The sequence below is a fragment of the Paenibacillus xerothermodurans genome, from assembly GCF_002220865.2.
In the GTDB taxonomy this organism is placed as follows: domain Bacteria; phylum Bacillota; class Bacilli; order Paenibacillales; family NBRC-103111; genus Paenibacillus_S; species Paenibacillus_S xerothermodurans.
Genome location: NZ_NHRJ02000015.1, coordinates 1 through 25563, shown reverse-complemented (window position 1 = coordinate 25563; position 25563 = coordinate 1). Strand labels below are relative to the sequence as shown.

The 25563-nt window shown below is 48.1% G+C and carries 20 protein-coding genes, 12 tRNA genes, 1 rRNA gene and 3 pseudogenes; 6 read left to right on the top strand and 30 right to left on the bottom strand.

Annotated elements, in window-relative coordinates; all coding sequences use genetic code 11:
* Positions 1-411 precede the first annotated feature (411 nt).
* Both CBW46_RS17650 and CBW46_RS17645 read right to left on the bottom strand, forming a co-directional pair.
* Positions 412-1335, bottom strand: coding sequence for an AraC family transcriptional regulator (locus CBW46_RS17650; RefSeq protein WP_089201295.1), 924 nt, complete (start codon positions 1333-1335; stop codon positions 412-414).
* Between the two features lie 512 nt (positions 1336-1847).
* Positions 1848-2222: an AraC family transcriptional regulator gene (locus CBW46_RS17645; RefSeq protein ID WP_089201294.1), complete on the bottom strand. Its 375-nt coding sequence runs from the start codon at positions 2220-2222 to the stop codon at positions 1848-1850.
* A gap of 533 nt (positions 2223-2755) precedes the next feature.
* Here CBW46_RS17645 and CBW46_RS17635 point away from each other — a divergent pair.
* Together CBW46_RS17635 and CBW46_RS17630 are read left to right on the top strand one after the other, a co-directional pair.
* Positions 2756-3118, top strand: a complete 363-nt coding sequence (locus CBW46_RS17635; RefSeq protein ID WP_089201292.1) for an MFS transporter — start codon at positions 2756-2758, stop codon at positions 3116-3118.
* 69 nt (positions 3119-3187) lie between these two features.
* The gene (locus CBW46_RS17630; RefSeq protein WP_089201291.1) at positions 3188-4039 is read left to right on the top strand and encodes an aldo/keto reductase; all 852 of its coding nucleotides are present in this window, start codon (positions 3188-3190) and stop codon (positions 4037-4039) included.
* 329 nt (positions 4040-4368) lie between these two features.
* On the opposite strand, the pseudogene CBW46_RS17625 reads toward CBW46_RS17630, so the two are convergent.
* From CBW46_RS17625 to CBW46_RS17600, 6 genes and pseudogenes are all read right to left on the bottom strand, one after another.
* Positions 4369-4575 (bottom strand): annotated as a pseudogene (locus CBW46_RS17625) (MFS transporter); the annotation flags it as partial.
* A 107-nt stretch (positions 4576-4682) separates the two neighbouring features.
* Positions 4683-5729 carry a sugar efflux transporter gene (locus CBW46_RS17620; RefSeq protein WP_243633381.1) on the bottom strand — a complete coding sequence of 349 codons (1047 nt, stop codon included), beginning with the start codon at positions 5727-5729 and terminating at the stop codon, positions 4683-4685.
* A 217-nt stretch (positions 5730-5946) separates the two neighbouring features.
* Positions 5947-6927: an aldo/keto reductase gene (locus CBW46_RS17615; protein WP_089201290.1), complete on the bottom strand. Its 981-nt coding sequence runs from the start codon at positions 6925-6927 to the stop codon at positions 5947-5949.
* 17 nt (positions 6928-6944) lie between these two features.
* Positions 6945-7946, bottom strand: coding sequence for an aldo/keto reductase (locus CBW46_RS17610; protein ID WP_089201289.1), 1002 nt, complete (start codon positions 7944-7946; stop codon positions 6945-6947).
* 4 nt (positions 7947-7950) lie between these two features.
* Entirely contained in the window at positions 7951-8664 is a 714-nt protein-coding gene (locus CBW46_RS17605; RefSeq protein ID WP_089201288.1) for an SDR family oxidoreductase, read from the bottom strand.
* Positions 8665-8708: 44 nt separating this feature from the next.
* The gene (locus tag CBW46_RS17600) at positions 8709-9038 is read right to left on the bottom strand and encodes a carboxymuconolactone decarboxylase family protein (RefSeq protein WP_089201287.1); all 330 of its coding nucleotides are present in this window, start codon (positions 9036-9038) and stop codon (positions 8709-8711) included.
* 210 nt (positions 9039-9248) lie between these two features.
* Between CBW46_RS17600 and CBW46_RS17595 the strand changes: the two genes are divergently transcribed.
* Positions 9249-10166: an AraC family transcriptional regulator gene (locus CBW46_RS17595; protein WP_089201286.1), complete on the top strand. Its 918-nt coding sequence runs from the start codon at positions 9249-9251 to the stop codon at positions 10164-10166.
* A 482-nt stretch (positions 10167-10648) separates the two neighbouring features.
* Here CBW46_RS17595 and CBW46_RS17585 read toward each other — a convergent pair whose 3' ends face one another.
* Positions 10649-10900, bottom strand: coding sequence for an integrase core domain-containing protein (locus tag CBW46_RS17585; RefSeq protein WP_341538198.1), 252 nt, complete (start codon positions 10898-10900; stop codon positions 10649-10651).
* A gap of 193 nt (positions 10901-11093) precedes the next feature.
* Between CBW46_RS17585 and CBW46_RS17580 the strand changes: the two genes are divergently transcribed.
* Together CBW46_RS17580 and CBW46_RS21935 are read left to right on the top strand one after the other, a co-directional pair.
* Positions 11094-11648, top strand: a complete 555-nt coding sequence (locus tag CBW46_RS17580; RefSeq protein ID WP_243633380.1) for a class I SAM-dependent methyltransferase — start codon at positions 11094-11096, stop codon at positions 11646-11648.
* Positions 11602-11877, top strand: coding sequence for a hypothetical protein (locus CBW46_RS21935; protein ID WP_243633379.1), 276 nt, complete (start codon positions 11602-11604; stop codon positions 11875-11877). The genes CBW46_RS17580 and CBW46_RS21935 overlap by 47 nt, the downstream gene beginning before the upstream one ends.
* 58 nt (positions 11878-11935) lie before the next feature.
* Here the strand turns inward: CBW46_RS21935 and CBW46_RS21930 are convergent.
* Positions 11936-12121: pseudogene (locus CBW46_RS21930) on the bottom strand (IS1595 family transposase); the annotation flags it as partial.
* A 1-nt stretch (position 12122) separates the two neighbouring features.
* Here CBW46_RS21930 and CBW46_RS17575 point away from each other — a divergent pair.
* Positions 12123-12800: pseudogene (locus CBW46_RS17575) on the top strand (alpha/beta hydrolase); the annotation flags it as partial.
* Positions 12801-13793: 993 nt separating this feature from the next.
* Here CBW46_RS17575 and glmS read toward each other — a convergent pair.
* From glmS to rrf, 20 genes are all read right to left on the bottom strand, one after another.
* Positions 13794-15623: a glutamine--fructose-6-phosphate transaminase (isomerizing) gene (gene glmS / locus CBW46_RS17570; protein WP_089201284.1), complete on the bottom strand. Its 1830-nt coding sequence runs from the start codon at positions 15621-15623 to the stop codon at positions 13794-13796.
* 460 nt (positions 15624-16083) lie between these two features.
* Positions 16084-17424: a phosphoglucosamine mutase gene (gene glmM, locus CBW46_RS17565; RefSeq protein ID WP_089201283.1), complete on the bottom strand. Its 1341-nt coding sequence runs from the start codon at positions 17422-17424 to the stop codon at positions 16084-16086.
* Between the two features lie 48 nt (positions 17425-17472).
* A complete protein-coding gene (locus tag CBW46_RS17560) occupies positions 17473-18708 on the bottom strand; it encodes a CdaR family protein (protein WP_089201282.1) in 1236 nt (411 codons plus the stop codon).
* Positions 18709-19515 (bottom strand): diadenylate cyclase CdaA, encoded by an 807-nt coding sequence (gene cdaA / locus CBW46_RS17555; protein WP_089201281.1) that lies wholly within the window; start codon positions 19513-19515, stop codon positions 18709-18711. It lies immediately after the preceding gene.
* Positions 19516-19658: 143 nt separating this feature from the next.
* Entirely contained in the window at positions 19659-20264 is a 606-nt protein-coding gene (locus CBW46_RS17550; protein WP_089201280.1) for a zf-HC2 domain-containing protein, read from the bottom strand.
* Positions 20265-20344: 80 nt separating this feature from the next.
* Positions 20345-20911 carry an RNA polymerase sigma factor SigW gene (sigW, locus tag CBW46_RS17545; protein WP_089201279.1) on the bottom strand — a complete coding sequence of 189 codons (567 nt, stop codon included), beginning with the start codon at positions 20909-20911 and terminating at the stop codon, positions 20345-20347.
* A 358-nt stretch (positions 20912-21269) separates the two neighbouring features.
* Positions 21270-24062, bottom strand: coding sequence for a phosphoenolpyruvate carboxylase (ppc, locus tag CBW46_RS17540; RefSeq protein ID WP_089201278.1), 2793 nt, complete (start codon positions 24060-24062; stop codon positions 21270-21272).
* Positions 24063-24294: 232 nt separating this feature from the next.
* Positions 24295-24368: transfer RNA gene (locus CBW46_RS17535), tRNA-Gly, on the bottom strand.
* Positions 24369-24378: 10 nt separating this feature from the next.
* A tRNA-Pro gene (locus CBW46_RS17530) sits at positions 24379-24455 on the bottom strand.
* A gap of 67 nt (positions 24456-24522) precedes the next feature.
* A tRNA-Arg gene (locus CBW46_RS17525) sits at positions 24523-24599 on the bottom strand.
* An 8-nt stretch (positions 24600-24607) separates the two neighbouring features.
* Positions 24608-24682 (bottom strand) — tRNA-Gly (locus CBW46_RS17520).
* 7 nt (positions 24683-24689) lie between these two features.
* Positions 24690-24769, bottom strand: a tRNA-Leu gene (locus tag CBW46_RS17515).
* An 11-nt stretch (positions 24770-24780) separates the two neighbouring features.
* A tRNA-Lys gene (locus tag CBW46_RS17510) sits at positions 24781-24853 on the bottom strand.
* A 6-nt stretch (positions 24854-24859) separates the two neighbouring features.
* Positions 24860-24934: transfer RNA gene (locus tag CBW46_RS17505), tRNA-Gln, on the bottom strand.
* Positions 24935-24949: 15 nt separating this feature from the next.
* Positions 24950-25025, bottom strand: a tRNA-Thr gene (locus tag CBW46_RS17500).
* Position 25026: 1 nt separating this feature from the next.
* Positions 25027-25102: transfer RNA gene (locus tag CBW46_RS17495), tRNA-Val, on the bottom strand.
* A gap of 72 nt (positions 25103-25174) precedes the next feature.
* Positions 25175-25246: transfer RNA gene (locus CBW46_RS17490), tRNA-Glu, on the bottom strand.
* 6 nt (positions 25247-25252) lie between these two features.
* Positions 25253-25328: transfer RNA gene (locus CBW46_RS17485), tRNA-Thr, on the bottom strand.
* Positions 25329-25331: 3 nt separating this feature from the next.
* Positions 25332-25407: transfer RNA gene (locus tag CBW46_RS17480), tRNA-Asn, on the bottom strand.
* A gap of 7 nt (positions 25408-25414) precedes the next feature.
* Positions 25415-25531: ribosomal RNA gene (gene rrf, locus CBW46_RS17475) — 5S ribosomal RNA — on the bottom strand.
* Between the last annotated feature and the right edge of the window lie 32 nt (positions 25532-25563).

Here is a 25563-nt window from a genome sequence, read left to right as displayed (position 1 = left end):
GTGATCCATTTTTGGTATTTACCCGATTTCGTAACCCTGCTTCTCGATAATTTTTTCTTAAATTGATCTCAAACAGACTACTATCTTCATCACGATCTATCGTTACCGCATAGGTTGCAGATCGGTTTCGGCACTGTGGCCTTTAATCAAAATATACTATACCCCCCTTATGTATGTCAACGAGTAAAACCTCAGAAATGGTTTATGACTCATCCACTGCCACTCTACGTTTCGCTGAGAATGATTTTTACATAACCCGCATCAACCACAACATCAAAACAGTGATATGTATGTACTATGCCCCGTTGCCCTATGTCAATAATGTCAGCCTCAACAACAAAAACTCGGGGGAAACCTCACTTCCCCCTCGGTTTTGCCAATCACCGGCTGTTCCTTTTTCATCCGCCGGGACTAGTAAGCTAAAGACTCTCGCAGACGCTTAATATCGCTCAATGGGGGCAGACCAAACATTCGAGCGTATTCACGGCTGAACTGGGAAGGGCTCTCATACCCCACTTGGAATCCGGCATTCGCCGCTTCCGGTATATCGGAAAGCAATAAACGACGAGCTTCCTGCAATCGGACTTGCTTTTGATATTGCAAAGGGCTCATCGCGGTAACCTCTTTAAAATGAAAATGTAATGAAGATTGGCTCATGCTCGCGACCGCTGCCAGCTCGTCGATGCGGAGAGGCTTAGCGAAATCGCGGTTTATGAAATTAATCACTTTGGCGATCCGTTCAGCATGGCTGCCCGCTACGGCAAACTGCCTGATAGACGCCCCTCCCTGTTCATCCTGCAAAATCCGATAAAGGATTTCACGAATGACGAGAGGACCAAGTACTGGAATATCCCGCTCCGTATCCAAAAGCCGAACCAACCTCAATACTGCGTCCAGCAAAGCAGCACTCGTTTGGCTAACGAACAGCCCGCGCCCCCAGCCTTCTTTGTCACCCCATTCGGAAGGAAACGCCTTGATAATGTCCACGATTTGATCCGTACTAAAATTCAGCTGAAGGCTTAAGTAAGGATGCTGAGGTGCAGCCTGATTGATTTGACCGGTAATCGGCAGATTTACAGAGGCAACCAAGTACGACGCTGGATTATAGTGATAGCACTCTGGTCCTAGCATCACTAATTTCGATCCTTGCGCGACAATGCATAAAGCCGGGTCATACACGGAATAAATTGGTTGTGATTCTCTATCATACCGAAACAGTTTCAAAGCAGAAATAGCTGTTTCGTGGCTGCCAGCGGTAGGTGCATGGCGAGCAATGAGACTTGCCAATTCCCGCTGTTGTCTTGTGATTTCGTCATGCATTTTCATAGTGAGCATCAGACACTCCCTTTCTTTCACTGCGGTGGCTCTTACGAGTATTTTATACTTTTTGGAGGATTGTGCAATAACAAATCAGTGACCGTTTACACCAGCATGCCACTAGATCTCAGAGAGGCCTTCCTAATCATGAGAAAAGGACAGAAACCAACGTGTAGAAAAAACAATGCAGGCAAACATCTTATGTTAGCGTGAAGTTACCGAGAATGGCGACCTTTTCGATCATACGCTGAGTGGCGCTTCCACTCGGTTTTTGTTTGTGCCACTCTGACCTTATTGGCGATTGAAGATAAATAATTAAGAGGAGATCCACTCATAGTGACAGCAGTGACCATATAAAGCTCTTCAGAAATCACATCTATAAGTAAGCTTATTGATACGATGGATGCTTTGCCGGTTCTATAAAAAACAAAATCGAAGGATCCGGAGAAGTCGACATTGTTATCATCCAAAGCAACGAGACATGTAAGCAACAATTCCAATCAAGACTTTTCTTCTTAGATATAGACTAGTTATGTGTACGACAGTAATTTCTTTAAAGTCTCTATGAATTTGCTCCAAAATAATCCCATTCTGGACTTGTTGAAACCCAAATATGGAATATCTGGAGTGGCTTCAGTCACTTGGGATATAACTGGCAACTGAACGGATACAACAATGTAATCGGCAGGACTGTATTTAAAGCGCTCCTGACCCAGCCATAGCTCCTTCGCCCCTGCTACCATACAAAAGGAAGGCTTGTAAACTCCGTGGTTTTGTGCAGCCGCATTCGAGACACGCATGAAAAATAAAGACGGAATAGCAGTGTGGTGAACACCGTCCTTTTCTGAATAGCGCTCAATCATTTTAGTGAGTTCAATCTGCTGTGTAGTGATTATTTCAGACATTTGAATCACCTTGTTCTTACTATTAGTTCAAATTATAGTCCATAATCATTCTATTACATAAGTGTTGTGATAGGATTAGGCAAACATTTGGCACGAATGTTATACCGGTCGCTTTGTCACCTGGGGCATAATGTGAAAGGGGGAGAATACTTGCAATGAGCAACACCTGGAAAATCCACATGCTGACCCTTATCAGCTTTTTGGTCGGTACGTCACAATTCGTGATCTCATCTTCTGGGGATTGGATTGTTCACCTTGCTTGGAATTTTCGCCGTCGCAAAGCTGATTCCAACTAAGCAAGGGAAAGCACCTGTCCTACTTGGCAAACAACTTGCCCTTTCGAAAAATCCGAAGATCGCTACCGCTCTCGGTGTCACATTCTTCGTATTTATCGGCTATTCGGTGGTCAATACGTATATCACCTCCGTTATGTCATTCAGTGGAGGCGTAGTGAGCGTCATTCTTTTCGTATTATCATCGCGAGCTTAATCGGTTCCAAGCTTGGTGGCTTTCTGGCAGACCGTGACGGCACCGTGCGCACGCTCATCATCAGCATGATCGTTCAAGCACTAGCGCTTACGTTGCTATCTATTGCCGCTGGAACAAACTTCGTCGCCATCCCAGTAGTCATCCTTTGGACAATCGCTGCCTGGCCGTTCGGACCGGCGCAGAACTTTAATCTTCTTTCACTCGCTCCCGAAGCCTCGGGTATCGCTCAGCTTGAACAGACTCTCGTACAGTTCTGCTTTGCAGTTGGCGCTGGCATCGGAGGAGTTGCCTTAGGTGGAGCATCGATATTATCGCTGCGAGCCGCTGCGGTCGTGGCTGCGGTTGTCGTGGCGGCCGTTTCCTTTGGGCTTACCAGTACGTTCTCCAAACGCGCGGCGACGGAGTGAGCCTGTTATCGATGTAATGGATAATATCAAATTGATCTTAAATAATTTTGAAAAACTGGAGGATTTTATATGCAAAAAGTAACTTTGAACAATGGTATTGAGATGCCTATACTCGGTTTTGGCGTTTTTCAGATTCCAGATGCAAATGAATGTGAGCAAAGCGTTTATGATGCTATCATGGCAGGGTATCGGCTGATTGATACTGCTGCCTCTTATCTAAATGAAGAGGCAGTTGGCAAAGCGATCAAACGGAGTGGCGTGGGAAGAGAGGAATTATTTATCACTACGAAACTTTGGGTTCAGGATACTGGTTATGAGCGCACAAAAAAAGCATTTGAAAAATCACTGGAAAGATTACAGTTGGATTATTTAGATTTGTATTTGATTCATCAGCCATTTGGCGATGTACATGGCTCTTGGCGCGCTATGGAGGAATTGTATCGTGAAGGGAAGGTCCGGGCAATTGGCGTTAGTAACTTCCATGAGGATCGTCTGATCGATTTGATTATTCATAATGAAGTAGTTCCTGCCGTGAACCAGGTTGAAACGCACCCTTTCAATCAACAAATCGAAAATGCAAAATTCATGAAAGAGAATAGTGTTCAGATCGAATCCTGGGCACCTTTTGCTGAAGGGAAAAATAACTTGTTCCAAAATGAGGTATTGGTATCCATAGCTGAAAAGTATAATAAATCCGTTGCTCAGGTGGTTTTACGTTGGTTGACACAAAGAGAAGTCGTTGTGATTCCAAAGTCGGTACGTAAAGAAAGAATTATCGAAAACTTCAATATCTTTGATTTTGAATTAAATCAAGAGGATATGAACTGGATTGCTAATTTAGATACGAAACAGAGCCTGTTCTTTTCACATCGCGATCCTGCAATGGTGAAATGGATCGGTACCCGTAAACTTGATATTTAACATTCGTATTTCGAAAGACACCGGCAAGTTCTGTTTACACAAAAGAACTGTGAAAATAATTTTACAAGTAGTCGTTAAAATAAACAAATGCTGCCAGTTGCTTTAATGAAGCAAAGAGCAGCTGCTGCGCAGATTACTCCCTGGATCGTTTCATAACGAAAAGAACCGTACCCGTCGGTTTTTTTTGTCATTGCTTTTTAGACTGATTCGGTGTATGGTTTATCAATTCCAACCTACTCTTTCAGTTTGCTTGACTCAAAAGGAAGGAGTATCGGCTTTCAAGGATTGTTCTTTGTTTATTAACAAGCGTCTTACTAAGAAAGTGAATAGTAAGAACGAAAAAGCACCCCGACGATCGGGCGAAACGTAACGGCTGACAGCATGAACGCCCCCATTGCCAGGCCGACCTGCGTCTCATTGCCTCCTATATGTTTGATAAATAGCGGCAGCGTGGGATATAGCATATAAAATGCGACAAATAGGAATAGGTTTCCTACCGTCATGAGAATAAACGGCTTCGTCCATAAGCTTTCCACTTTTCATTCCTCCTTGGGAGCATTCGCAATCTGCAGGTCTCAGATTGGCAACCGCATTTCCTCATGCACTTGCGATCTTGTTCTCCATAACATGACGAATGAAACAATCACAATCGCCAGACACACCCAATAAACCGATCGCCCCCCGCATACTGGGCAATGATACCGCTGCCGAGCGTGCCTGCCAGCCTTCCGATGGTGGATGCGTTGGCATAGAGGGTTGTGGCCACTCCCGGTGAATTCGGCAGCATAGTGGTGAAATAGCTTAGTCCATTGCCCATCACGATCGCCACGAACGTTGCCTGCAGAAGCTGCGCCACGATTAGCTGCAAAGGATCATTCGATACACTTAAGATGACGAAATAGAACACCGCAATTACACTGCCAGTCATCATTAGGGTGTGATTCGATATCTTTCTCCCCAAGGCGCCCAGCAACAGCATGATGGGGATTTCCAGACCGGCACAAATACCGACCACTAACCCGACATCCGTATGCGTGCCATGAAGCTCGTTCACAATAAAGAGTGGCGTGTTGATTAAGTTCATGGCGTTAACCATGAACAGAAGGAAAAAGGCGATAAACGGCTGCCTGATCTGCCTGTTGCTGAGCGATGTAGCATCGGATGCGTTGCTCTTTCCCGGAAGTCTCGGATTCGCTTTCCGGCTTGCGAGAAACACGAATACAAGCGTTGCAATCGCAAGATAAAGGGCGGATGTGACCAGAAAAAGACCTCTATATCCAGCGGCAGCCAAAAGAAATGTTCCTCCCAATGGTCCGACCAGGAATCCCAGAGAGATTAATGAACGCAATGCAGATACCGCTAACGCTTTGTCGTCCGATTGGCTTGCATTGGCGGACTCATGTGCGTAAGCATAGATTTGCGGTATGGCGGCAGCCCCTAACCCATTCAAAATACTGACGACAATCAGCAGGATAAAAAAGTTATGAAATGCCAAGTACGAAGCATATCCCAAAGCGCATGAAAGCGCGGCCGCAATCAACAGCCACTTCCTGTCCAGACCGCTATCCGAGCGTTTGGCAATGAGCGAGTTTACAACCACCCCGCTCAACGAACTTACCGCCATGAACACGCCGAAGGCTCCGACGCTCATCCCCAGATCTTCCGTGAAATACAGGGGTAAATACGGCATTGTAATCGATATTCCGATCCCGATCATCAGCATGCAAACGACGAATACACGGTATCCTTTGATAGCGAACAGTCTTTTTAATCGTGTGTGCAGCTTCTACTCCTCCTTCGTTCCCAATTAATCCCTTCCCGTGTGAAAGAAAACCGGGTTGAGGAATCGTGTCCCCAACCCTTTTATGCGCATGACCATCTGGAGCTGCCTTCAGGTCAACATCTTTTTACTGAAAACCGATATAAGGATGAGGAACATACGGCTCTTCGAGAAATGCAATCTCGTCAGGTGTTAATTTGATGGAAAGTGCTGCTATGCCATCCTCCAGATGGGACATTTTCGTTACTCCAATGATCGGCGACGTGATCGGCTCCTTGTGCAGCACCCAGGCAAGCGCGATGTGGGAACGGAGAACGCCGCGTTGCTCCGCGAGTGCCGCAGCCCGCTCCACAACCAACCGGTCGGCATCCTCATGCGGGCCATATTGGGTTTTCTGCACTTGGTCCGTTTCGGAGCGATGGGTCGGTTCGTCCCAGTCCCGCGTCAATCTTCCTTTGGCAAGCGGACTATAAGGAATGACGGCGATCTTCTGGTCCTTGCATAGCGGGAGCATCTCCCTCTCCTCTTCACGGTAGATGAGGTTGTAATGATTCTGCATCGATACGAATCGGGTCCATCCGTTTTTCTCCGCGGTATGCTGCGCTTTCAGGAACTGCCACGCGTACATGGCGGAAGCGCCGATATACCTCGCTTTGCCGGCCTTCACCACATCATGCAGCGCCTCCATCGTTTCTTCGATTGGCGTTTCATAATCCCAGCGATGAATTTGGTACAAATCCACATAATCCGTTCCCAGACGTTTAAGGCTATGATCGATTTCCGTCATGATGGCCTTCCGGGAAAGACCTGCCGCGTTCGGACCCTGGCGCATCGGGAAACGAACCTTCGTCGCGAGGACAATTTCATCCCGTTTTGCATAATCCTTGAGCGCCCGCCCGACAATTTCCTCGCTCGTTCCGACTGCGTACATATTTGCCGTATCGAAAAAATTGATACCAAGCTCAAGGGCTTTTTTGATGATCGGCCGGCTCCGTTCCTCGTCTAGTACCCACGGATGACTCCACCGCTGCGCAATGCCAAAGCTCATACAGCCGATACACAGCCTGGATACGTCCAGGCCGGTATTTCCGAGTTTCACATATTCCATTGATTGATCCTCCCCTTCTAGCTAAATTCGCGGCGGCGGGGCAGCGAGAACCACAGCCCGTCGAGCCATGCCACCTGCTGTTCCGTCAAGGCATCCATGTCGGCGGCTTGCAGGCTCGCGTCCAATTGCTCCGGACGACTGGCGCCAATGATGGCGGAGGTGATGCCCGGCTGCTGCGTAACCCATCTTACTGCCGTCGTCACCGGATTCAGGCTGTGCTCTTCACACCAGGCCCGGTACCGCTCAACTGCGTCGAACGTCGCCTCTTTCCAGTATCGTTCCTGGTAGAAGGCACCTGCATTGTTTCCCAGTGCAAACCGGGTTCCTTCTTCAATACGGGCGTTTTTTCCGTATCGGCCCGTCAGCATGCCGCCAGCCAGCGGGTTGTAGCTGATAATACCGATCCCCTCGTCAAGCGCCATGGGAACCAGGTCGTCCTCAATCATCCGAAACAACAGATTGTACCGCGGCTGAACGCTTACGATCCGGGCGTAGTTTTTCCTGTCCGCAATGCCGTTTGCCTTTGCCACATGCCAGGCACGCCAATTCGAGATCCCGATGTAACGGACTTTGCCTTGCTGGACAAGATCGTCAAACGCGCGGAGCGTTTCATCCATGGGCGTGTCCGGGTTGAATTGGTGTGCTTGGTAGAGGTCGAGATAGTCCGTCTTTAAGCGGCGCAGACTGTCCTCGACCGCGGCGATGATATGCTTCCGGCTCAAGCCCTTTTCATTGGGGCCCGGTCCCATCGCGCCGAAACATTTTGTCGCGAGCACCACTTGGTCTCGTTTACCCTGCAGCCATTCCCCGATGATCGACTCGGTTGTACCCGCGACGGCATGTGATTGCCTTCCGATCGGATACACATCGGCCGTGTCGATGAAATTCACGCCGGCCTCATAGGCTGTGTCCAGAATTTCGAAAGAAGCCTTCTTGTCCGCTTGGTTGCCAAAGGTCATCGTTCCCAAGCACAAACCGGTTACCTTTAATCCCGTTTTTCCGAGCGAACGAATGTCCATCGGCTCACCTCTCTTGATGCGTAGGGCGAATAAGCATTTCATTCACCGCCACATCCGCCGGTTGTTCAATAGCAAAAGCAATCGCGCGCGCAATTGCTTCTGCTTCAATCGCACCTTTATACATTTCACCTACCGCAGCCTTTACATCCGGGTCTGTAATCGATTCCGTTAATTCAGACTTGACTGCTCCCGGCGAAATAATGGTTGAGCGAATATTGTTGCTATACTCTTCTTTACGCAGTCCTTCCGAGATCGCACGAACAGCATGCTTCGTTGCAGCATACACCGTGCTGGTTGGCCCGACTACGTGTCCGGCTACTGATGAAAGATTAATAATGTGACCTGACTTACGTTCTCTCATGGAAGGAAGCACCGCCGCGATTCCATCAAGAACGCCTTTGATATTGACGTCGATCACTTTGTTCCAGTCATCGATTTGTTTCTTGTAAAGAAACGAATTCGGCATTAATCCGGCATTATTGATTAAAACATCGATTTTCCCGAATTCCGTAAGCGCATACGCTGCGAGCTCTTCCATTTGTTCATGTGAAGTCACATCCGTAACTTTATAAATCGCTTGCCCGCCTTGATTTTGAATGTCTTCTTGGAGTTTCTTCAACCGATCTTCACGACGGGCGGCCAGTACCAGTTTTGCGCCTTTGGAAGCGAGTTCTTTTGCGGCAGCCTCTCCGATCCCGCTGGAGGCACCCGTAATAATACGACTTTACCTTGAAGTTAGACATATTAAATTACACCCTTTCGTCATTTCTCATTCGCGAATACTTCTTTTGCAACCATAATGGCTGACATGGCCTTCGGCCAGCCTGCATAGAAGGCAAGCTGGGTCATCGCTTCGATCAGCTCATTTTCCGACAGGCCGTTTTGTTTGGCCAAATTTAAATGGTTTTTAAGCTGCTGCGTATTTCCGCCGGTGATTAAGCTCGCTACGGTAATCAAACTGCGGTCGCGCGGAGAAAGCTCTTCACGCTTCCATACATCTCCAAACAAAACTTCGTCGGTTAGTTCCACCAACTTAGGAGCAAAATCTCCGATCGCTTTCTGAGCAACTGTAAGTTCTTTTGAGTCTGACATTTTATATCCCTTCCTTTCATTCTTATCATGCGAAGGTTGTTAAACATTTGTCAGCAAATTTAAGCTCAGTCTTATTATGCTACAATTAAAAAAGAGACCGTTATCCCATTGGTCTCGAATGATTACCTAATCCTCTCGCCACTACTTACGTGACAGACGAAGGTTGCATTATAATGAAATCATCAAAGATGAACGCACAAGGAGGATATTATGTCAGGACAAATAGATAATCTGCGGGATGAACTCGCCGAACTGATTGAGCGGCATGCGGGTCAGGACGGCGTTTTCGAGACGGCGATTCCGTCTTTATTTATTGTTCGCGTCTCGCAAGTGACTCAGCCCGTCTACAGAGTCTACAAGCCAGCCTTATGTTTCATCGCCCGAGGCTTTAAAGACGTATTGCTTGCACAGGAGCGATATGAGTATGGACCTGCCGACTATCTGATTTCGTCCATGAACTTGCCGGTGATCGGTCATGTCATAAAAGCTTCTCCCCATGCGCCATATCTGAGCTTGAAGCTGGAGTTTACACAGAATCAAATATTAGAGGTATTACATGAAGGGGGCGTTCAAATCGCCCCGCAAGAAGGCACAAAACGGGCGATGTTTGTCGGCGAGATCGAGTTATCGATATTGGATGCGATCATGAGATTGGCTCGTTTGCTGGACAAACCGAAAGACATTCCGTTCCTGGCTCCCTTCTACACGAAAGAAATCTTATACAGACTTCTTCAAGGGCAGTACGGTATTACGCTGGCGCAAATCGCGATGGAAGGCAGCAGCACCTACCGAATCCGGGAGGCAATCAATCAAATTATCCATAACGTCGATAAGCCTTTGCGAATCGAAGAGCTTGCGGAAATAGCCAATATGGGGATTTCTACGTTTCACAGGCACTTCAAGGAGGCAACTGCCATGAGCCCGCTTCAGTTTCAAAAACAGCTGCGGTTACAGGAAGCCCGGCGCATATTAATGTCCGAATCGACGGATGCCGCCGATGTGGCTTTCCGGGTAGGGTATGAAAGTGCATCACAGTTCAGCCGTGAGTATGCTCGTATGTTTGGTTTTCCGCCAAGAGAAGATATAAAGCGCTTGAAGGCGAGCTACGACCAAAGGATTCACGCGTAAATCAAGCAAGCAGGGAGCAGTAGCCTTAGGCTGACTGCTCCCTGTTTAACGGTTATTCATTATCAACTATCGATCAGAATAATTCAATCACCATTTGACAAAATAGCGAGGACACTATTGGCGCATTACGATAGTCAATTGGCACCTTCCGCTAGTTACAAGGTCACAGGGAATCGGTAACGTAAGGACTCGTAACCCCCTAGAGCTGAATGTCATCTCTGATCTGCAATCTGTTTATGAAACGCAAGGAGGTACCGCATAAATGACTTCTCATTTTTTCGACCGAATTAAAATGCCGGCCAATTTTTGGATGGAACTGCATAGGTCTAATATTGAAGTTTACGAGGTGCTTCGCAAAGCAGGATTACCGCTCACCATCCCTACTCAATCCACATTTGTCACCACAGCCCAATGTTTTATAATGCTCCCCATTGTCAAGACACGATTTCCAGAGAAATAAGTTAAGTTCTCCTTCCGGTCTTTTAGGATGCGATTGTCTTGACGATATGCGCATAGAACTGCGCGGGACATGCTTCTCCGAGCGACTGGTGAGGGCGTTCCTCATTGTAAAATTGGACATAGCGAGCCAGCCCTTTACGCAGCGCGCGCGGGTCTTCGAATTCGTTTATATAGATGCATTTGTATTTGAGCGAGCGAAAAAATCGCTCGGTGCGGCTGTTATCGGTGGCCCGGCCTTTGCCGTCCATCGAGACCTTGACGTCTTCTTTCTCCAGCAGCTCCAGGTAATCTTTATTTGTAAAGTGTGAGCCTCACACTTAGAATAGGGAGGACTGTTTAAAGAATACGCTATTTTCGTAAATATTGTTGCTTATAGGTTCGAAAAATTAATTAGAGAAAGCATACGATTGACAAAACAAATAATGGATGATATTTTATTTGAAATATCCAAAAATAGGGGGATTTTGGATGGAATCTAACGTTGCACGTAATAGGGCTGAACTTTCTGGGAAGGCAACAAATATTTTAGATTCCCGAACCTTAACATCCTCTCACAAAAGATTAGCGGAACTGATTACCGAAGGGATGACAGTTCTTGATGTTGGTTGTGGTACAGGAGCGATAACTCGCGGAATTACCGAAATTGTTGGACCTACTGGGCGTGCTGTTGGAATTGATAGTAATCCTGCACTAATTGAAAAAGCTAAACAGAATTTCGGTGATACTCCAGGACTGAATTTTGAAGTTGGAGATATTTTCAACCTTCCTTATAAAGATGAATTCGATTTAGTTACTTCTGCACGAGTCTTACAATGGTTATCTAACCCGTTTGAAGCTTTAAATGCTTTGAAATGTGCCACTAAGCCAGGTGGACAGGTTTTGATTCTTGATTATAATCATGAAAAGATAACTTGGAATCCAGAACCCCCTTTAAGTATGAAATCCTTTTATTCTGCATTTTTAAAGTGGCGTTCTGATGCAGGTATGGATAATGCTATTGCGGACCATCTTAAACTTATTTAAAGAAGTCGGAATAAACGAAATTATAATCACTCCTCAGCATGAGACTGCAAAACAAACAGATTTATGGGCAGACGTAGCTGCTAGTAGAGGAATTCAAATGGTTAAAGATGGGTTAATTACAGAGAGTGAACGTGCCTTAGCTGAAAACGAGTATCGTCAATGGATTAGTGAAACTGCTATGTCTCAAACAATGTATTTATTAGCGGTTGAAGGTCGCAGACAAAATTAATAACAAAAAAAACTCTAAAGGACAGCGGACCGCTGTCTCTTTTATTTGTTCAATTTTGTTAAGCGCCTTTTCTAAATTGCTGAACTGTGGTGAAATTCGCCCGTTTACAAGTGTCGAGCAGCATTTTTTTCTGCCTGTCGGTGTGGTCAAGCTTCTTGTGCAATTCCAAGAAACGGAACCAGAACATGTAGTTGTCGATATACTTCGTTGCGACGCCGTGGAACCTGTCCATCCACTTTTTCAGTTATGCCGAATACCCAGCTGCACGTGTTGAGGATATTCGGTGCGCAGTTGATTACCTAACCACATTAGATTATGTCAACGAAAATCGTATTGGCGTGCTAGGTGTTTGTGCAGGAGGCGGATATGCTGTAAATGCTGCAATGACAGAGCGTCGCATCAAAGCAGTTGCTACAGTCGTCGTCGCGAATATCGGTCGTGGATATCGTGAAGCCGATACCATCAAAGTTTTAGAGGAAGTTGCAAAACAACGCACTGCTGAAGCGCGCGGAGCCGAACCAATGGTTACACAATGGATTCCTAATAGTCATGCAGAGAGAGAAGAAGGCGGTATGACTGATATTGATCTTGTAGGGGCGGTTGATTACTACAGAACATCAAGAGGTCAGAGCCCTAACTCTCCTAACAAACTGAAATTCACCAGCATAGACTCGATAATTGCCTTTGATGCTTTCCTTTTGGCAGAACGTCTGCTGACTCAACCTTTGCAAATCATTGTTGGTAGCGTACAAGGAGCGTTTGGTTCATACAAGGACGGTCATGAGCTTTATAACCGAGCAGCTTCTGAGAAAAAAGATTTGTTCGTTATAGAAGGTGCAAGCCACTACGATCTGTACGACAGGCCAGAGCCAGTGAGTAAAGCCGTTGAAAAATTAGGTGCTTTCTATAAAGAAAATCTCTAATAATGTAAATGAGGGCAGCCAAAAGGGACACCCTTCAAAGTTCTATAAAGACGACGGTCAGTTGAAAACAAAATTTCGCCGTCACTTATGGTATGGTTCACCGTCACGGGGTGACTGGCGAATAAATTTATAAATACTGCGTTTAAAGACCCGGTTATTGTTATAAACCGTGTAAAGGGGAATTAACTTCTGACTACTATCATATGAGGAACGAATAAGCCAGAGGATCAATGTTAGCCCGATTCAAGTTGTTCTTCAATCTGTCTCGTGTGTGTAAGACGCTCCACCGTTTGCTTCTGTCGCCGAAGGTCATCGTTATTTCGACCCAATTCCATTTATCATAGAACCCTTTGAGGATCATCATCGAATTGCCAACTCAACAATTTCATTGGTTCCTCCATCACAGAAAATTATCGTATCCGGTAGTTCAATCCAGAATTACCTCCCAATGTTAATGTCATGACGCATCCCCTTACTTGACAACCATTCGACCAGTAATGATCGAATCCTGAACCGTTCATCTAAAGAAATGATTTCTATCCTATGTTCAATGGAATGGTAGCGATTGTTTAACTTCAGTGGATGGTTGCGTAACTCCAAAGCAAGCGACTTGGCCTACCTAGAAGACTAACGCATGACAACCTTGCATTATAAAATTGGAAGGTTATTTCACATGTTTAAATATAGATATAACATCTACTTCGCAACCTTTTATTCACAAATCCTGACAAGATATTAGCTGGCTTAGTTTAAAAAAGGACGCTCCCGCTGCTTTCGCTTGGGCTACGTCCTTTTCATTTTAATTAAAGTATTATATGCGGGTATCAAGTATTGCTCTAAATGAGGGGAGCCCCGAATTTCTCCCTCGGGCTCCCTTCTAGATGTAATCAGCTTGCATATCGGTTCACGACATCTTTTACTGGTTCCGCAGTTTTTTCACTGGTGCCAGACATCTTTATCACTGAACACAAACATGAAACATGAACTAAATGATTACTCCACCGTTACGCTCTTCGCCAGGTTTCTTGGTTTATCCACGTCGTTGCCGCGCGCCAGGGAAGCGTAGTACGCGAGCAGTTGCAGCGGAACGACCGATAAAGCTGGGCTGAGAAGCTGCAGCGTATGTGGTATCGCAAACACCTCATCCACCGTTTTCACCAGCTCGGTTTCACCCTCGGCGTTAAGGCCGAATACATGTGCGCCGCGTGCTTTGACTTCCTTAATGTTGCTAACTGTCTTCTCCAACAGCTCCTCTTGAGTGGCCAGCGCGATGACAGGAATCCCCTCTTCGATTAACGCCAATGTGCCGTGCTTCAGTTCGCCCGCCGCGTACGCCTCAGAGTGAATGTAAGAGATCTCTTTCAGCTTAAGTGATCCTTCCAACGCTACCGCATAATCTAGTCCGCGGCCGATGAAGAATAAATTGTTGTGGGTCGCCACCTGCTCAGCCCAATTTTTAATGGTGTCGGCTTGCTCCAAAATCCGCTCTACCTTCTCCGGCAGCCGCTTTAATTCAGCGATCACATCGGCAATGTATCCCGCTTCCTGCGTGCCCAATGTCTGTGCGAGGTACAAGCCGAACAAATAAAATGCAACCAATTGCGACGTATATGCCTTTGTGGAGGCGACCGCAATCTCTGGTCCTGCCCATGTTGTAATCACATCGTCAGCTTCCCGCGCCACTGAGCTGCCTACCACATTCGTGATCGCCACAACACGAGCTCCACAGCGCTTCGCCTCTCGCAGGGCAGCCAGAGTGTCCGCAGTTTCACCGGATTGGCTGACCACCATAACCAGCGTGTTCGGCGTAATGATGGGCGACCGATACCTGTACTCGGACGCTACATCAGTTTCCACAGGTATACGAGCTAGCTTCTCGATGATACCTTTACCTACCAAACCGGCGTGATAGGCTGTGCCACAAGCGACGATGTGTACCTGTTGAATCGACCGGATGTCGTCTTGGCTCATCTTAACTTCATCCAAAACAACTCTCGTACCGGATGCATCAATGCGGCTGCTTAGGGTATCACGGTATGCTTTTGGCTGTTCGTGGATTTCTTTCAGCATGAAGTGATCAAAACCGGCTTTTTCCGCCGTTACAATATCCCAATCGACATGGAATAATTCCCGGGAAATAAAATTCCCCTCTAATGTCATTAATTCGACACCGTCTGTAGTTAAAACTGCCATTTCACCGTCATTCAAGATGTACACATTTCGCGTATAATCCAGAATTGCGGGGATGTCGGAGCCGATGAAGTTTTCTCCTTCTCCAACGCCGATGACCAATGGGCTGGCCAGCCGCACCGCTACCAACTTCTCAGGCTCATATTCCGTTAGCACGCCAAGGGCGAACGCGCCACGCATGCGGCTCACCGCTTGCTGAACGGCCTTTACGATATCACCGTCATACAAGCTCGCGATCAAGTGTGAAATAACCTCCGTGTCCGTCTCCGACACGAATACGTGCCCTTTGGCGACTAACTCTTCCTTTAAGGAAATATAATTTTCGATAATACCATTGTGCACTACAGAAAATTTCTGCGAGTTGTCAGTGTGCGGATGGGAGTTTACATCGGACGGCTTCCCGTGTGTTGCCCACCGGGTGTGCCCAATGCCGATAGAACCCGTCAAAGGAGATTCGCCCAACTTGGACTCCAGATTGGCCAGTCTGCCTTTCGACTTTTTTACCTGCAGACCGTCTTTCGTGAAGACAGCTACACCTGCGGAATCATAGCCGCGATACTCCAGCTTTTTTAAGCCTTCAATTAGTATATTTTGAGAATCACGTTTACCAACATAACCAACAATACCGCACATAAGGGATAGAACCTCCTAGTTTTCAAAAAACAAGTAAACACTGCTTCGATGCACGTTGGACTCTTGTACACCCGGTCGCCCGGATGGTTTGCTTTCCAACTTTACGGTAGTATCTGCTACCGGAAGGTCCCCGCCGAATGTTTCGAACACCTTCACCTCGTCAGCTTGCGAGTTGCCTTCTTTTGTTCATCATCCCGGATAGGACGTGGTAAGTGGCGACACACTCTCAAGCTCTGGCGCTAGTTTAATAGCTGCGTCTACCCACCTTTCTATGTTCGACTGAATGCATACAACCATCTTATTCATTTTACCAGCGAAGTGCAACAGATACTTTACGCTATATTTCGCATTTTCCCAGATAAAAAAAACCTCCGATCCTACGATCGGAGGGTCTTACGGATAATTATAGGTATTATGGCTTAATATTCGTTAAGCGTGATGCGGTTGGCATTCCTGCCTATTATGCAAGTTCTCTTTCAATGACACCCGCGATGTCCTGGACGTACGCCTCGACCTGAGCCCGATCTGGCCCTTCCGCCATGACTCGAATTAGAGATTCCGTTCCTGATGGTCTGACCAATACGCGGCCATTGTCGCCGAGTTCCATTTCCACCTTGCGAATGGCGTCGCCGATCACGGCATTCTCCTTCCATTTGCTCTTATCCGACACTCGAACGTTGACCAACTTCTGCGGATATTTGCGCATAATTTTCTTCAGTTCGCTCAGTTTCTTGCCCGACTGTATAAGGGTGTCCGTCAATTGCAGAGCAGTTAAAATACCGTCCCCGGTCGTATTGTAATCCAGGAAAATCACGTGGCCAGACTGCTCACCGCCAAGGTTGTAGCCGCCTTTGCGCATTTCCTCCATCACGTAGCGGTCACCTACCGCGGTTTTCGCAGCTGTCATTCCGGCTGACTCGACGCCTTTAAAGAAGCCAATGTTGCTCATCACAGTCGTAACGATGGTGCTGTGCTTCAGCTTCCCGGCCTGATTCAGGGCATTGCCGCATATGCTTAAGATAAAATCACCGTCAACCTCGGCGCCTGTTTCGTCAACAGCGATTAATCGGTCGGCGTCACCGTCGAAAGCCAATCCCAAATCAGCCTTCTGCTCCAATACCGCCTTCTGCAGCGCCTCTGGGTGGGTGGAACCACAATCATCGTTGATGTTCCGGCCGTTCGGTTCCGCCCCCATCGTTATCACTTCAGCGCCCAGGGCTGCGAATACCTTCGGAGCCAATTCGTAAGCTGAGCCATGGGCACAATCCAATACAATCTTAAACCCTTTGAAAGATGACTGTACGGTCGACTTCACATAATCGAGATACTTGTATTTCGCCTGCTCATCATCCGCAACAGAGCCGAGATCTCCTCCTACGGGGCGTGGCAATTCGTCCACTTCAGCGTCCATCAGCCGCTCGATCTCGAGTTCTGTTTCGTCTGAGAGCTTAAAGCCGTCTGCGGCAAAAAATTTAATCCCGTTATCCTGCACCGGATTATGTGATGCCGAAATCATCACACCAGCGTCGGCCTTTAATTCTCTTGTCAAGTATGCCACTGCCGGCGTTGACACGACACCCAGGCGCACCACATTGGCACCAATGGATAGTAATCCGGCAACCAAGGCCGCCTCCAGCATCGTGCCGGAAATTCGAGTATCACGGCCAATCACAACGGTAGGCTTTTCTACTTGCCCTGCCAATACATAACCGCCGCAGCGGCCAATTTTATACGCCAGTTCCGCCGTAAGTTCCTTATTGGCTACCCCACGAACGCCATCAGTACCAAAATATTTCCCCATGTTCTCCGTCTCCTTTTTAACATTATATCCCTACATCTTGTTTTTTGCTCAAGGGCGTGCACTGATTTCGACAGTCGCGGTGAAGTCTTGCTGCGCCGCTTTTTTTATAAACGTAGGCAAATTCCATGTCACCGGAATAACATGTCGTCCGGGGGGCAAGTTGCTCACATCAAGGATTGCCTGCGTATCCTGTGCTTTTGCCTTCTCGAGCAGTGCAGGTGCGCCTTCCACCACAAGATTCAGTCTGCCTGTTTCCGGAAGCACCACTTCCGTGTTGAACCCGTCGTTTTGGCCAATGATGGAAAGAGGGATTTGTTCCAGCGTCTTCGTCACGGAAGGCACTATGTTGATCTTCACTTCCACTTGTTCTGGATCCAATTGTGTGACCTTGTCCTGCGGCGGCACATCAAGCGTGATCGTGTATTCCTTCTCCTCAGTCAATTCGGCCAAATTGATGCTCGGTCCTTCGTAGTACTCCATGCGGTTAAGCACATCTTGCGGGCCATACACAGTGATTTTGTCCGTGTTTTGGACAAGTGACGCCACGCTAAGCCCCGGTGGAGGCTCACCGAGCAGCTTAAGCTGCAGCGGCACGGTAGTAAACGGGCTGGTGATCGGCACCTCGACCTCCACGACAGGATGATTGATCGTCGCTGTATCCAGCGGTTTGCCGTCCTTATCGTACGCCACAAGCCGCGCTGTGGTGGATACCGCCGACTGCGCTTTCTCCACGTTCACATCCGCTCTCACGGACTCCACTGCATCAATCATGGCGCTGGGCACAGTCACCGTCACCTTATTCGGCTTAACCACAGGCTGGCCGGCCTTCAACCCCACATCGGGAATACCTGTGACATTAATTGTCACCGGCATTTGCTTGTTTGACTTCTCGTCTACAATAACCTTCGCACTAGGCGGACTAATTTGGACGGTCACATCAGATGGGAAGCCCACCGGCGTAAGAGGCACAATGCGTTCACCCTTCTCGACATCGGTGAGATCCAGTACCACAGCGTAGTTACTCGCGTTCAATGCCCGCCTGAGCGCCGACTCTTTACCGGTTAACGTCACAACCACCTCTGCCGGCTCTATCGATGCCAGATGAAAGCGAGCACTGTCGTATTTCGGCGTGACCGCGACATTGGTGATCTGCTCCTCGCGGACACCGTTGCCGTTCGTGCCCGGCAGTGTGTTGTCTTCCATCTGTACAAGAGCCCACAGCAGAATGCCGATAATTAAAGCAACTACCTTCACTACATTCGTATTACGCAGCCATTGATCCATCTAGCGCCGCCTCCATTTCCATATGGAGTTTTTTTCCTTGGTCCTTTTCGGGGATTGTAATTCCTCGAACAGCTTGGAAAGCAGCGGCTCTTCTTTGATATCGCGTATAATATGTCCATTCATCGCCAGCGACACCTGCCCTGTCTCCTCTGAGACGATGACTGACAGCGCGTCTGACACCTCACTCATGCCGATCCCGGCACGGTGCCGTGTTCCCAGTTCCTTGCTGATAAATGGATTTTCGGACAGCGGCAGGTAACAGCCTGCAGCCATAAGCTGATTTTTTCTCAAAATGACCGCACCATCATGTAGTGGTGTGTTCGGAATAAAAATGTTGATCAACAACTCGGAGCTGATGTGCGATTCCATAGAAATACCCGATTCTATGTAATCATTCAGACCCGTTTCCCTCTCAAATACGATCAGTGCACCTATCCTGCGTCGTGCTAAGTAGTTTACGGCCTTAATAACCTCTCCGAGGCGCCGATTAAGCTCCTGCTCGTCCTCCGTGGCTGTTCGGCTAAACAGCGTGCCACGGCCCAATTGCTCCAGCGCTCGCCGCAGCTCCGGCTGAAAGATGATAATCACCGCAAGGACACCAAAAGTAAACATCTGATTCATCATCCACTGTAACGTGTTCAGCTTAAACCATGTACTCAGCGCCCAGGTGACTACCACGACAAAAATCCCTTTTAGCAATTGGATGGCCCGCGTGCCTCTAACCAGCAGTATCAGCTGATAAATCACATAGCTTACAATTAAAATATCAATAATGTCTTTTAAACTGATGGCCGGTATGAAATCCATTGCATTGCCCCCAAACGATACGCGGCTTTTATTTATATTTATCTATGCCCACAATTAAATCATACCATAATATCAACACAAAAACCCTCCCTTTCACATTATGTTTAAGAGAGGATTTTGGAAATTGGTGCGTATGTCCTAATTTATTGCGATATGTGGGTTGCCCAATCACTCATTTTAAACCAGAGCCAGCTAAACGCCTCATCTATTTGCGTTATCTGCCCTGATATATGGGCGGTAGATGCCAAAGATACTGAACCGTCTATCACAACAATGTTTCCCTCAATGTCGCCGTCCACTTGCAATTTACCGTTCTCCACCGTTAAATTGCCATCAACCGTTTGACCTGCCGGAACCAAAACGGTATCTCCCTGTATAACTACTGACTGCAGATCTGCACCCCGCACCATCAGTTCCGAGTCCGCGTTCCATGCGGACATGAAACTGCCGAGCATGACCAGTGCGAACACCACGGCTACCGAGGCAGCGGGATGCGAGCGGAACCACCGGCCCCAGCCATGTTTCTGCTGCGCAGGCGGTAAGGCTTGCATGATACGCTCCGTCAAACCGTCAGGGACAGTCGGCCTCGGTGCCGCTTGAATCAGTGCTTCCATCTTTTCCAGTTCATTTAACCGTTCCCGGCAAGAGGGGCATGCGACCAGGTGTTTCTTTAGCTCTAACGCTTCCGGTCTGCTTAAGCTACCGTCCAAATATTCATGCATTAAAGGGAGGGCTTCCTGGCATTGCATGTTGGCCCGCTCCTTTCTTTTTCCATGTTTGCTTTTGCAGATTACCATACGTATGACAACCGGTTATGTTTCAAAAACGCTTATAAAATATTCTCCATTTTTTTCCTTAGGTGCTCCCTACCCCGGTGCAATCTGGTTTTGATCGTGGTGATCGGCAGTGACAGCACCTCACTGATTTCTTGCAAAGACAGATCCTGCAAATACCGGAGCACCACTACCGTTTTATACTTTTCCGGCAGAGTTTCAATGGATTTACGTATTTCGTTTCGAGTTTCGGATAAAATGACCTGGTCGTCCGGTGTATCGTCCTCGCTGGGGAGCATCGCATACCAGTCCGTGCCTTCGCCGTCATTCATTTCAGCATCCAAGGAATAATTCGGCTTTCGTTTGCGGAGACGGTCAATGCAGAGATTCGTGCCAATCCGGTAAATCCACGTGGAGAACTTCTGATTCTCGTCGTAGCGCTCCAAATTTGTGTACACTCTCAAAAATGTTTCCTGCACAATCTCCTCCGCCTCATGCCTGTTATGCAGCATTCTGTAAGCCAGATGAAAGATTTTCTCCTTATATAACTCCACCAGCTCAGCGAAAGCGGCCCTGTCACCATTTCGGGCTAATTTCGCGAGTCTCACGTCGATTTGTTCCAACCGTCATTCCTCCAAACTTGCGCTGACGACACCATTTTCCACGTACCGCACTGCAGTACGTCACCTGCTGTTACCAGCTAAAACCAATAAAACCCAAGAAAAGCATACCAAACGAGCACCCCCATGTACAGTCTCCCCCAAAATGCACATAGAATTAACCCAGCACCCGAACCAAACTGCACTGGGTGGAGTGACAGCGGCAGTATTGGGCATTGTGACACCCCTGCCTATACCTCCATCGAGTGAGTGCTGCCTCGGTACCGGACAATTTTGTAGGCCTATACAGAAAAAGCCGGACAGCCTGGTTGAGGCCGCCCGACTCTATCGTGTATTGCTGGTAAGTGCGTGACATATGGCATCAGCCCGTATTACGAAGCCCCGCTGCAATACCGTTTATGGTGAGCAGTACTTCGCGGAGCAGCAGAATGTCCTCCTCTTCAGTGCGCCCCGTTTGTCCCCTCAGCTCCGTCAACAGCTCAACCTGCATGTAGCTCAGCGGATCCACATACGGATTACGGAGCCGTATCGACTCTTGAATAACAGGCACATTATCCAAAATCTCTTTTTGTCCGCTAATCTGCAAAGCCAGATTGGATGTGCGCTCAAATTCTTCGCTGATTGCCGTAAAAATACGCTCAGCCGCTGACTTATCCTTGACCATGCTTGCATACTCTTTGGCAATCAGTAAGTCGGATTTGGCCAGAGCCATCTGCACATTGTCAATCAGGGAACGGAAAAAGGACCACTTCTGGTACATGGTTTGCAGTACTTTCAGATTCTCTTCCTTGCCCTGATAATAGCTGTAGATACCGCTGCCTGCCGCGTACCATGCCGGAAGCAAATAACGGCTTTGGGTCCAAGAGAACACCCATGGGATGGCCCTCAGATCCTCGAATCGGTCGCTGTTCTTTCTCTTTGACGGTCGCGAGCCGATGTTGAGTTCACCAATCTCCGGAAGAGGCGTGGACTCTTTGAAAAAGGCCAGGAAGTCCGGATCGCGGAAAATCAAGTCCTGATATTTCGTCTGTGCCTTCTCAGATATGTCACGCATGATCGGCTCCCACTCTGGTTCAGTGGCCTCCGTCTGCGGATTGCGTGCGGAGAGCGCTGCGCTAATCAGCGCAGATGTCGCTTGCTCTAAACTGCGATAGGCGATCCCCTTCATAGAGTATCGGGATGAAAGTACTTCACCCTGTTCGGTAATCTTAATGCCGCCACCGATGGTGTCGGCGGGCTGCGCCAGAATACTGCGATTAAGAGGCATGCCTCCGCGGCCCAAAGCACCTCCACGACCGTGGAAGAATTTCAGCTTGACGCCATATTCCGACGCGGCCGCTGTGATACTGCGAAGCGCCACCCGCAGCTCCCAATTCGCGGTGATCACGCCGCCGTCTTTGTTGCTGTCTGAATAGCCCAGCATAATCTCCTGCAAATGATTCGTACTGGCCAAACTATTGCGATAAGCCGGAATTTCGAACAACGTGCGCATGATATCCGGTGCAGCATGTAGATCATCAATGGTTTCGAACAATGGAGCAGACTGCAGCGTGCATACGATTGAGCCATCGGACTCCTGCCGGTATAAACCAGCTTCCTTGGCGAGCACCAGCACTTCGAGCACATCGCTTGCGCCCGCAGCCATACTAATCAAGTAACTGTAAATACAATCCCGCCCGAATTCCTGCTGCGCTCGTTTAATGGTGTGATACACGTTCAAACATTCCGCTGTGGATTCCGAGTAATCCATGTAAGGGGATGTGATCGGACGCCGCTCAGTCAATAAGCTGCTAAGCAGTTTGATCTTGTCATCCTCGCTTAATGCCGAATAATCGTCACAGATATGCATTTTAGCCAATATTTCGGTCATCGCAAGCTCATGCTCTTTGCTGTGTTGTCTAACATCAAGTGACACCAAATGGAAGCCGAACAATTCTACCTGGCGAATTAATTTCGACAAGTAAGTGTCTACTATGAAATCAGCAAAGTGATTGCGCAAGCTGCGCTCTATGATTTTCAAATCCGACAAAAACTCTTCCGGCGAGTTGTACTTGCGTTCCACGCTCACCTTCGGGTTAGCGGCCTGCAGAATCTTTTCTATCATGTACGTTACCTTAATCCGATAAGGCTCTTTTTCGTTGCGCCATACCTCATGGGAGCGCAAATCCAGCTTCTCACGATCCGCCTGGATCGAATCCAGCAACTCCTGCGTCACTTCTACAATATTTTTACTAAAGCTCAAATGCTGTAAAAATTCCCGGAGTAGTGCTGCATATTTCTCCAATGCCAGCTGACGGTGTAACGTCAACGCCTGCCATGTGATATTAGAGGTGACAGAAGGGTTGCCGTCACGGTCTCCACCTATCCAGGAGCCGAATTTCATGTAAATCGGTACATGCCAGTCCTTTTCCGGGTAATATTTTTTCAGACAGCGTTCCAGCTCCTGATAAACTTCCGGAAGCACCTCAAACAGTGTTTCATCAAAATAGTACAACCCATTCTTCACTTCGTCCAGCACGGTAGGCTTGCGGTCCCTAAGCTCGTCAGTTTGCCAAAGGGCAACCACTTCGCCCAACAGCTTGTCGCGCAGCTGCTCCCGTTCACGGAACGTCAAGCTAGGATTATCGAGCTGCATCATATCATTAGCGATACGCTGGTGAATGTCGAGCACTGCACGGCGTGTCGCTTCTGTCGGATGTGCTGTCATGACGAGCTCTAACGAAATGCCCTGCATAATCTCTTCCACTGCTGCGGCGGAAATCTGCTGCTGCTTCAAACCACGCACTATATCTTCGATAGAGCCAGGCTGTACTTCTTCACCAGTAGAGCGTTCGTAGTCGCGTTTGCGGCGAATCCGGTGATTCTGCTCGGCGATATTAATGAGTTGGAAATATATCGAAAACGCGCGGATCACCTGGTGTCTTTTCTCCGGAGCCAAAGAACTGATCGTGGTTTTAAACTCGGTATACATTTCTGGAGTGTATTGTTCGCGGAGTGTCTTGCTCATCTCCCTGATTTTCTCTACCAGGGCGAGCAGCTCGTTTCCGCCTTGATGAACAATTACTTCACCTAAGATATGTCCCAAAAATCTAACGTCTCTGCGAAGCAGGTTGTTTGACGTATTTTTGTTGATCAAGTTGACTGAATCCGACATGTTCTTCCTCCATCCTTACCTAGGTCATAGTGAGTATTTTATCACAAACAGCTCGCTACCGTGCAGTAAATTTATATGGATAATAAAAAAAGCCTCATACCGAAGCTTGCAAAATAGCATTAACGTAACTACTGCTGGTGGGCACACGACTTTTAACCGCCTGTGAGCATGCCTTCGACACCACCTTATTAAACTAAAAAAAGACCTCATCGGTCTTAGTTATCGTTATGTATGGAGCGGGTGATGGGAATCGAACCCACGCTACCAGCTTGGAAGGCTGGAGTTCTACCATTGAACTACACCCGCAAAACAAAAATGGTCGGGACGACACGATTTGAACATGCGACCCCCTGGTCCCAAACCAGGTGCTCTACCAAGCTGAGCTACGTCCCGATACTACCTAAAGCAGGAATTCATTACCTTTGATAACACGGTGCAATGTGATGTCGAGAAATATTTATGGCGTTCCCTGAGAGATTCGAACTCCCGACCTTTTGATTCGTAGTCAAACGCTCTATCCAGCTGAGCTAAGGGAACACTTAGATTGGAGCGGAAGACGGGAATCGAACCCGCGACCCTCGCCTTGGCAAGGCGATGCTCTACCGCTGAGCCACTTCCGCAAATGAATGCGCGTAGAGGGACTTGAACCCCCACGGTCGCCCGCTAGATCCTAAGTCTAGTGCGTCTGCCAATTCCGCCATACGCGCGCTTCAAACAGTGAGCCATGTAGGACTCGAACCTACGACACCCTGATTAAAAGTCAGGTGCTCTACCAACTGAGCTAATGGCTCGTACAATGGCTGGGGATCTAGGATTCGAACCTAGGCATGACGGAGTCAAAGTCCGTTGCCTTACCGCTTGGCTAATCCCCATTATGCGAGCGACGCTGGTGCCGCCGAGAGGACTTGAACCCCCAACCTACTGATTACAAGTCAGTTGCTCTACCAATTGAGCTACAGCGGCATGGTGGACGCTGACGGGATCGAACCGCCGACCCTCTGCTTGTAAGGCAGATGCTCTCCCAGCTGAGCTAAGCGTCCAAGTTAACTATGAAATTCTACATGACTTTTCAAGGTTTGTCAACACGTTTTCAATCCCTTGCGTCAGCCAAATGACCCGTAGGGGATTCGAACCCCTGTTACCTCCGTGAAAGGGAGGTGTCTTAACCCCTTGACCAACGGGCCACACTCTGGAGCTTCCAACCGGGATCGAACCGGTGACCTCATCCTTACCATGGATGCACTCTACCTACTGAGCTATGGAAGCATATGGCTCCCCGAACAGGACTCGAACCTGTGACAACTCGATTAACAGTCGAGTGCTCTACCAACTGAGCTATCAGGGAATGTTACGCTTGGCAACGTCCTACTCTCCCAAGACCCTGCGGTCTAAGTACCATCGGCGCTGGAGGGCTTAACGGTCGTGTTCGAGATGGGAACGCGTGGTTCCCCTCCGCCATCATCACCAAACGAGTCAAGGCTAGCACCTTGAAAACTGGATC

Coding starts and splice junctions, on each gene's coding strand:
- ppc (WP_089201278.1), bottom strand. CDS start 24,062: ATGTCGGATTCAGTCAACTTGATCAACAAAAATACGTCAAACAACCTG.
- CBW46_RS17615 (WP_089201290.1), bottom strand. CDS start 6,927: ATGGAATATGTGAAACTCGGAAATACCGGCCTGGACGTATCCAGGCTG.
- CBW46_RS17595 (WP_089201286.1), top strand. CDS start 9,249: ATGTCAGGACAAATAGATAATCTGCGGGATGAACTCGCCGAACTGATT.
- CBW46_RS17580 (WP_243633380.1), top strand. CDS start 11,094: ATGGAATCTAACGTTGCACGTAATAGGGCTGAACTTTCTGGGAAGGCA.
- cdaA (WP_089201281.1), bottom strand. CDS start 19,515: ATGGATTTCATACCGGCCATCAGTTTAAAAGACATTATTGATATTTTA.
- CBW46_RS17620 (WP_243633381.1), bottom strand. CDS start 5,729: ATGCCGTATTTACCCCTGTATTTCACGGAAGATCTGGGGATGAGCGTC.
- glmS (WP_089201284.1), bottom strand. CDS start 15,623: ATGTGCGGTATTGTTGGTTATGTTGGTAAACGTGATTCTCAAAATATA.
- CBW46_RS17645 (WP_089201294.1), bottom strand. CDS start 2,222: ATGTCTGAAATAATCACTACACAGCAGATTGAACTCACTAAAATGATT.
- glmM (WP_089201283.1), bottom strand. CDS start 17,424: ATGGGGAAATATTTTGGTACTGATGGCGTTCGTGGGGTAGCCAATAAG.
- CBW46_RS21935 (WP_243633379.1), top strand. CDS start 11,602: ATGCAGGTATGGATAATGCTATTGCGGACCATCTTAAACTTATTTAAA.
- CBW46_RS17610 (WP_089201289.1), bottom strand. CDS start 7,946: ATGGACATTCGTTCGCTCGGAAAAACGGGATTAAAGGTAACCGGTTTG.
- CBW46_RS17630 (WP_089201291.1), top strand. CDS start 3,188: ATGCAAAAAGTAACTTTGAACAATGGTATTGAGATGCCTATACTCGGT.
- CBW46_RS17600 (WP_089201287.1), bottom strand. CDS start 9,038: ATGTCAGACTCAAAAGAACTTACAGTTGCTCAGAAAGCGATCGGAGAT.
- CBW46_RS17560 (WP_089201282.1), bottom strand. CDS start 18,708: ATGGATCAATGGCTGCGTAATACGAATGTAGTGAAGGTAGTTGCTTTA.
- CBW46_RS17550 (WP_089201280.1), bottom strand. CDS start 20,264: ATGCAATGCCAGGAAGCCCTCCCTTTAATGCATGAATATTTGGACGGT.
- CBW46_RS17650 (WP_089201295.1), bottom strand. CDS start 1,335: ATGCTCACTATGAAAATGCATGACGAAATCACAAGACAACAGCGGGAA.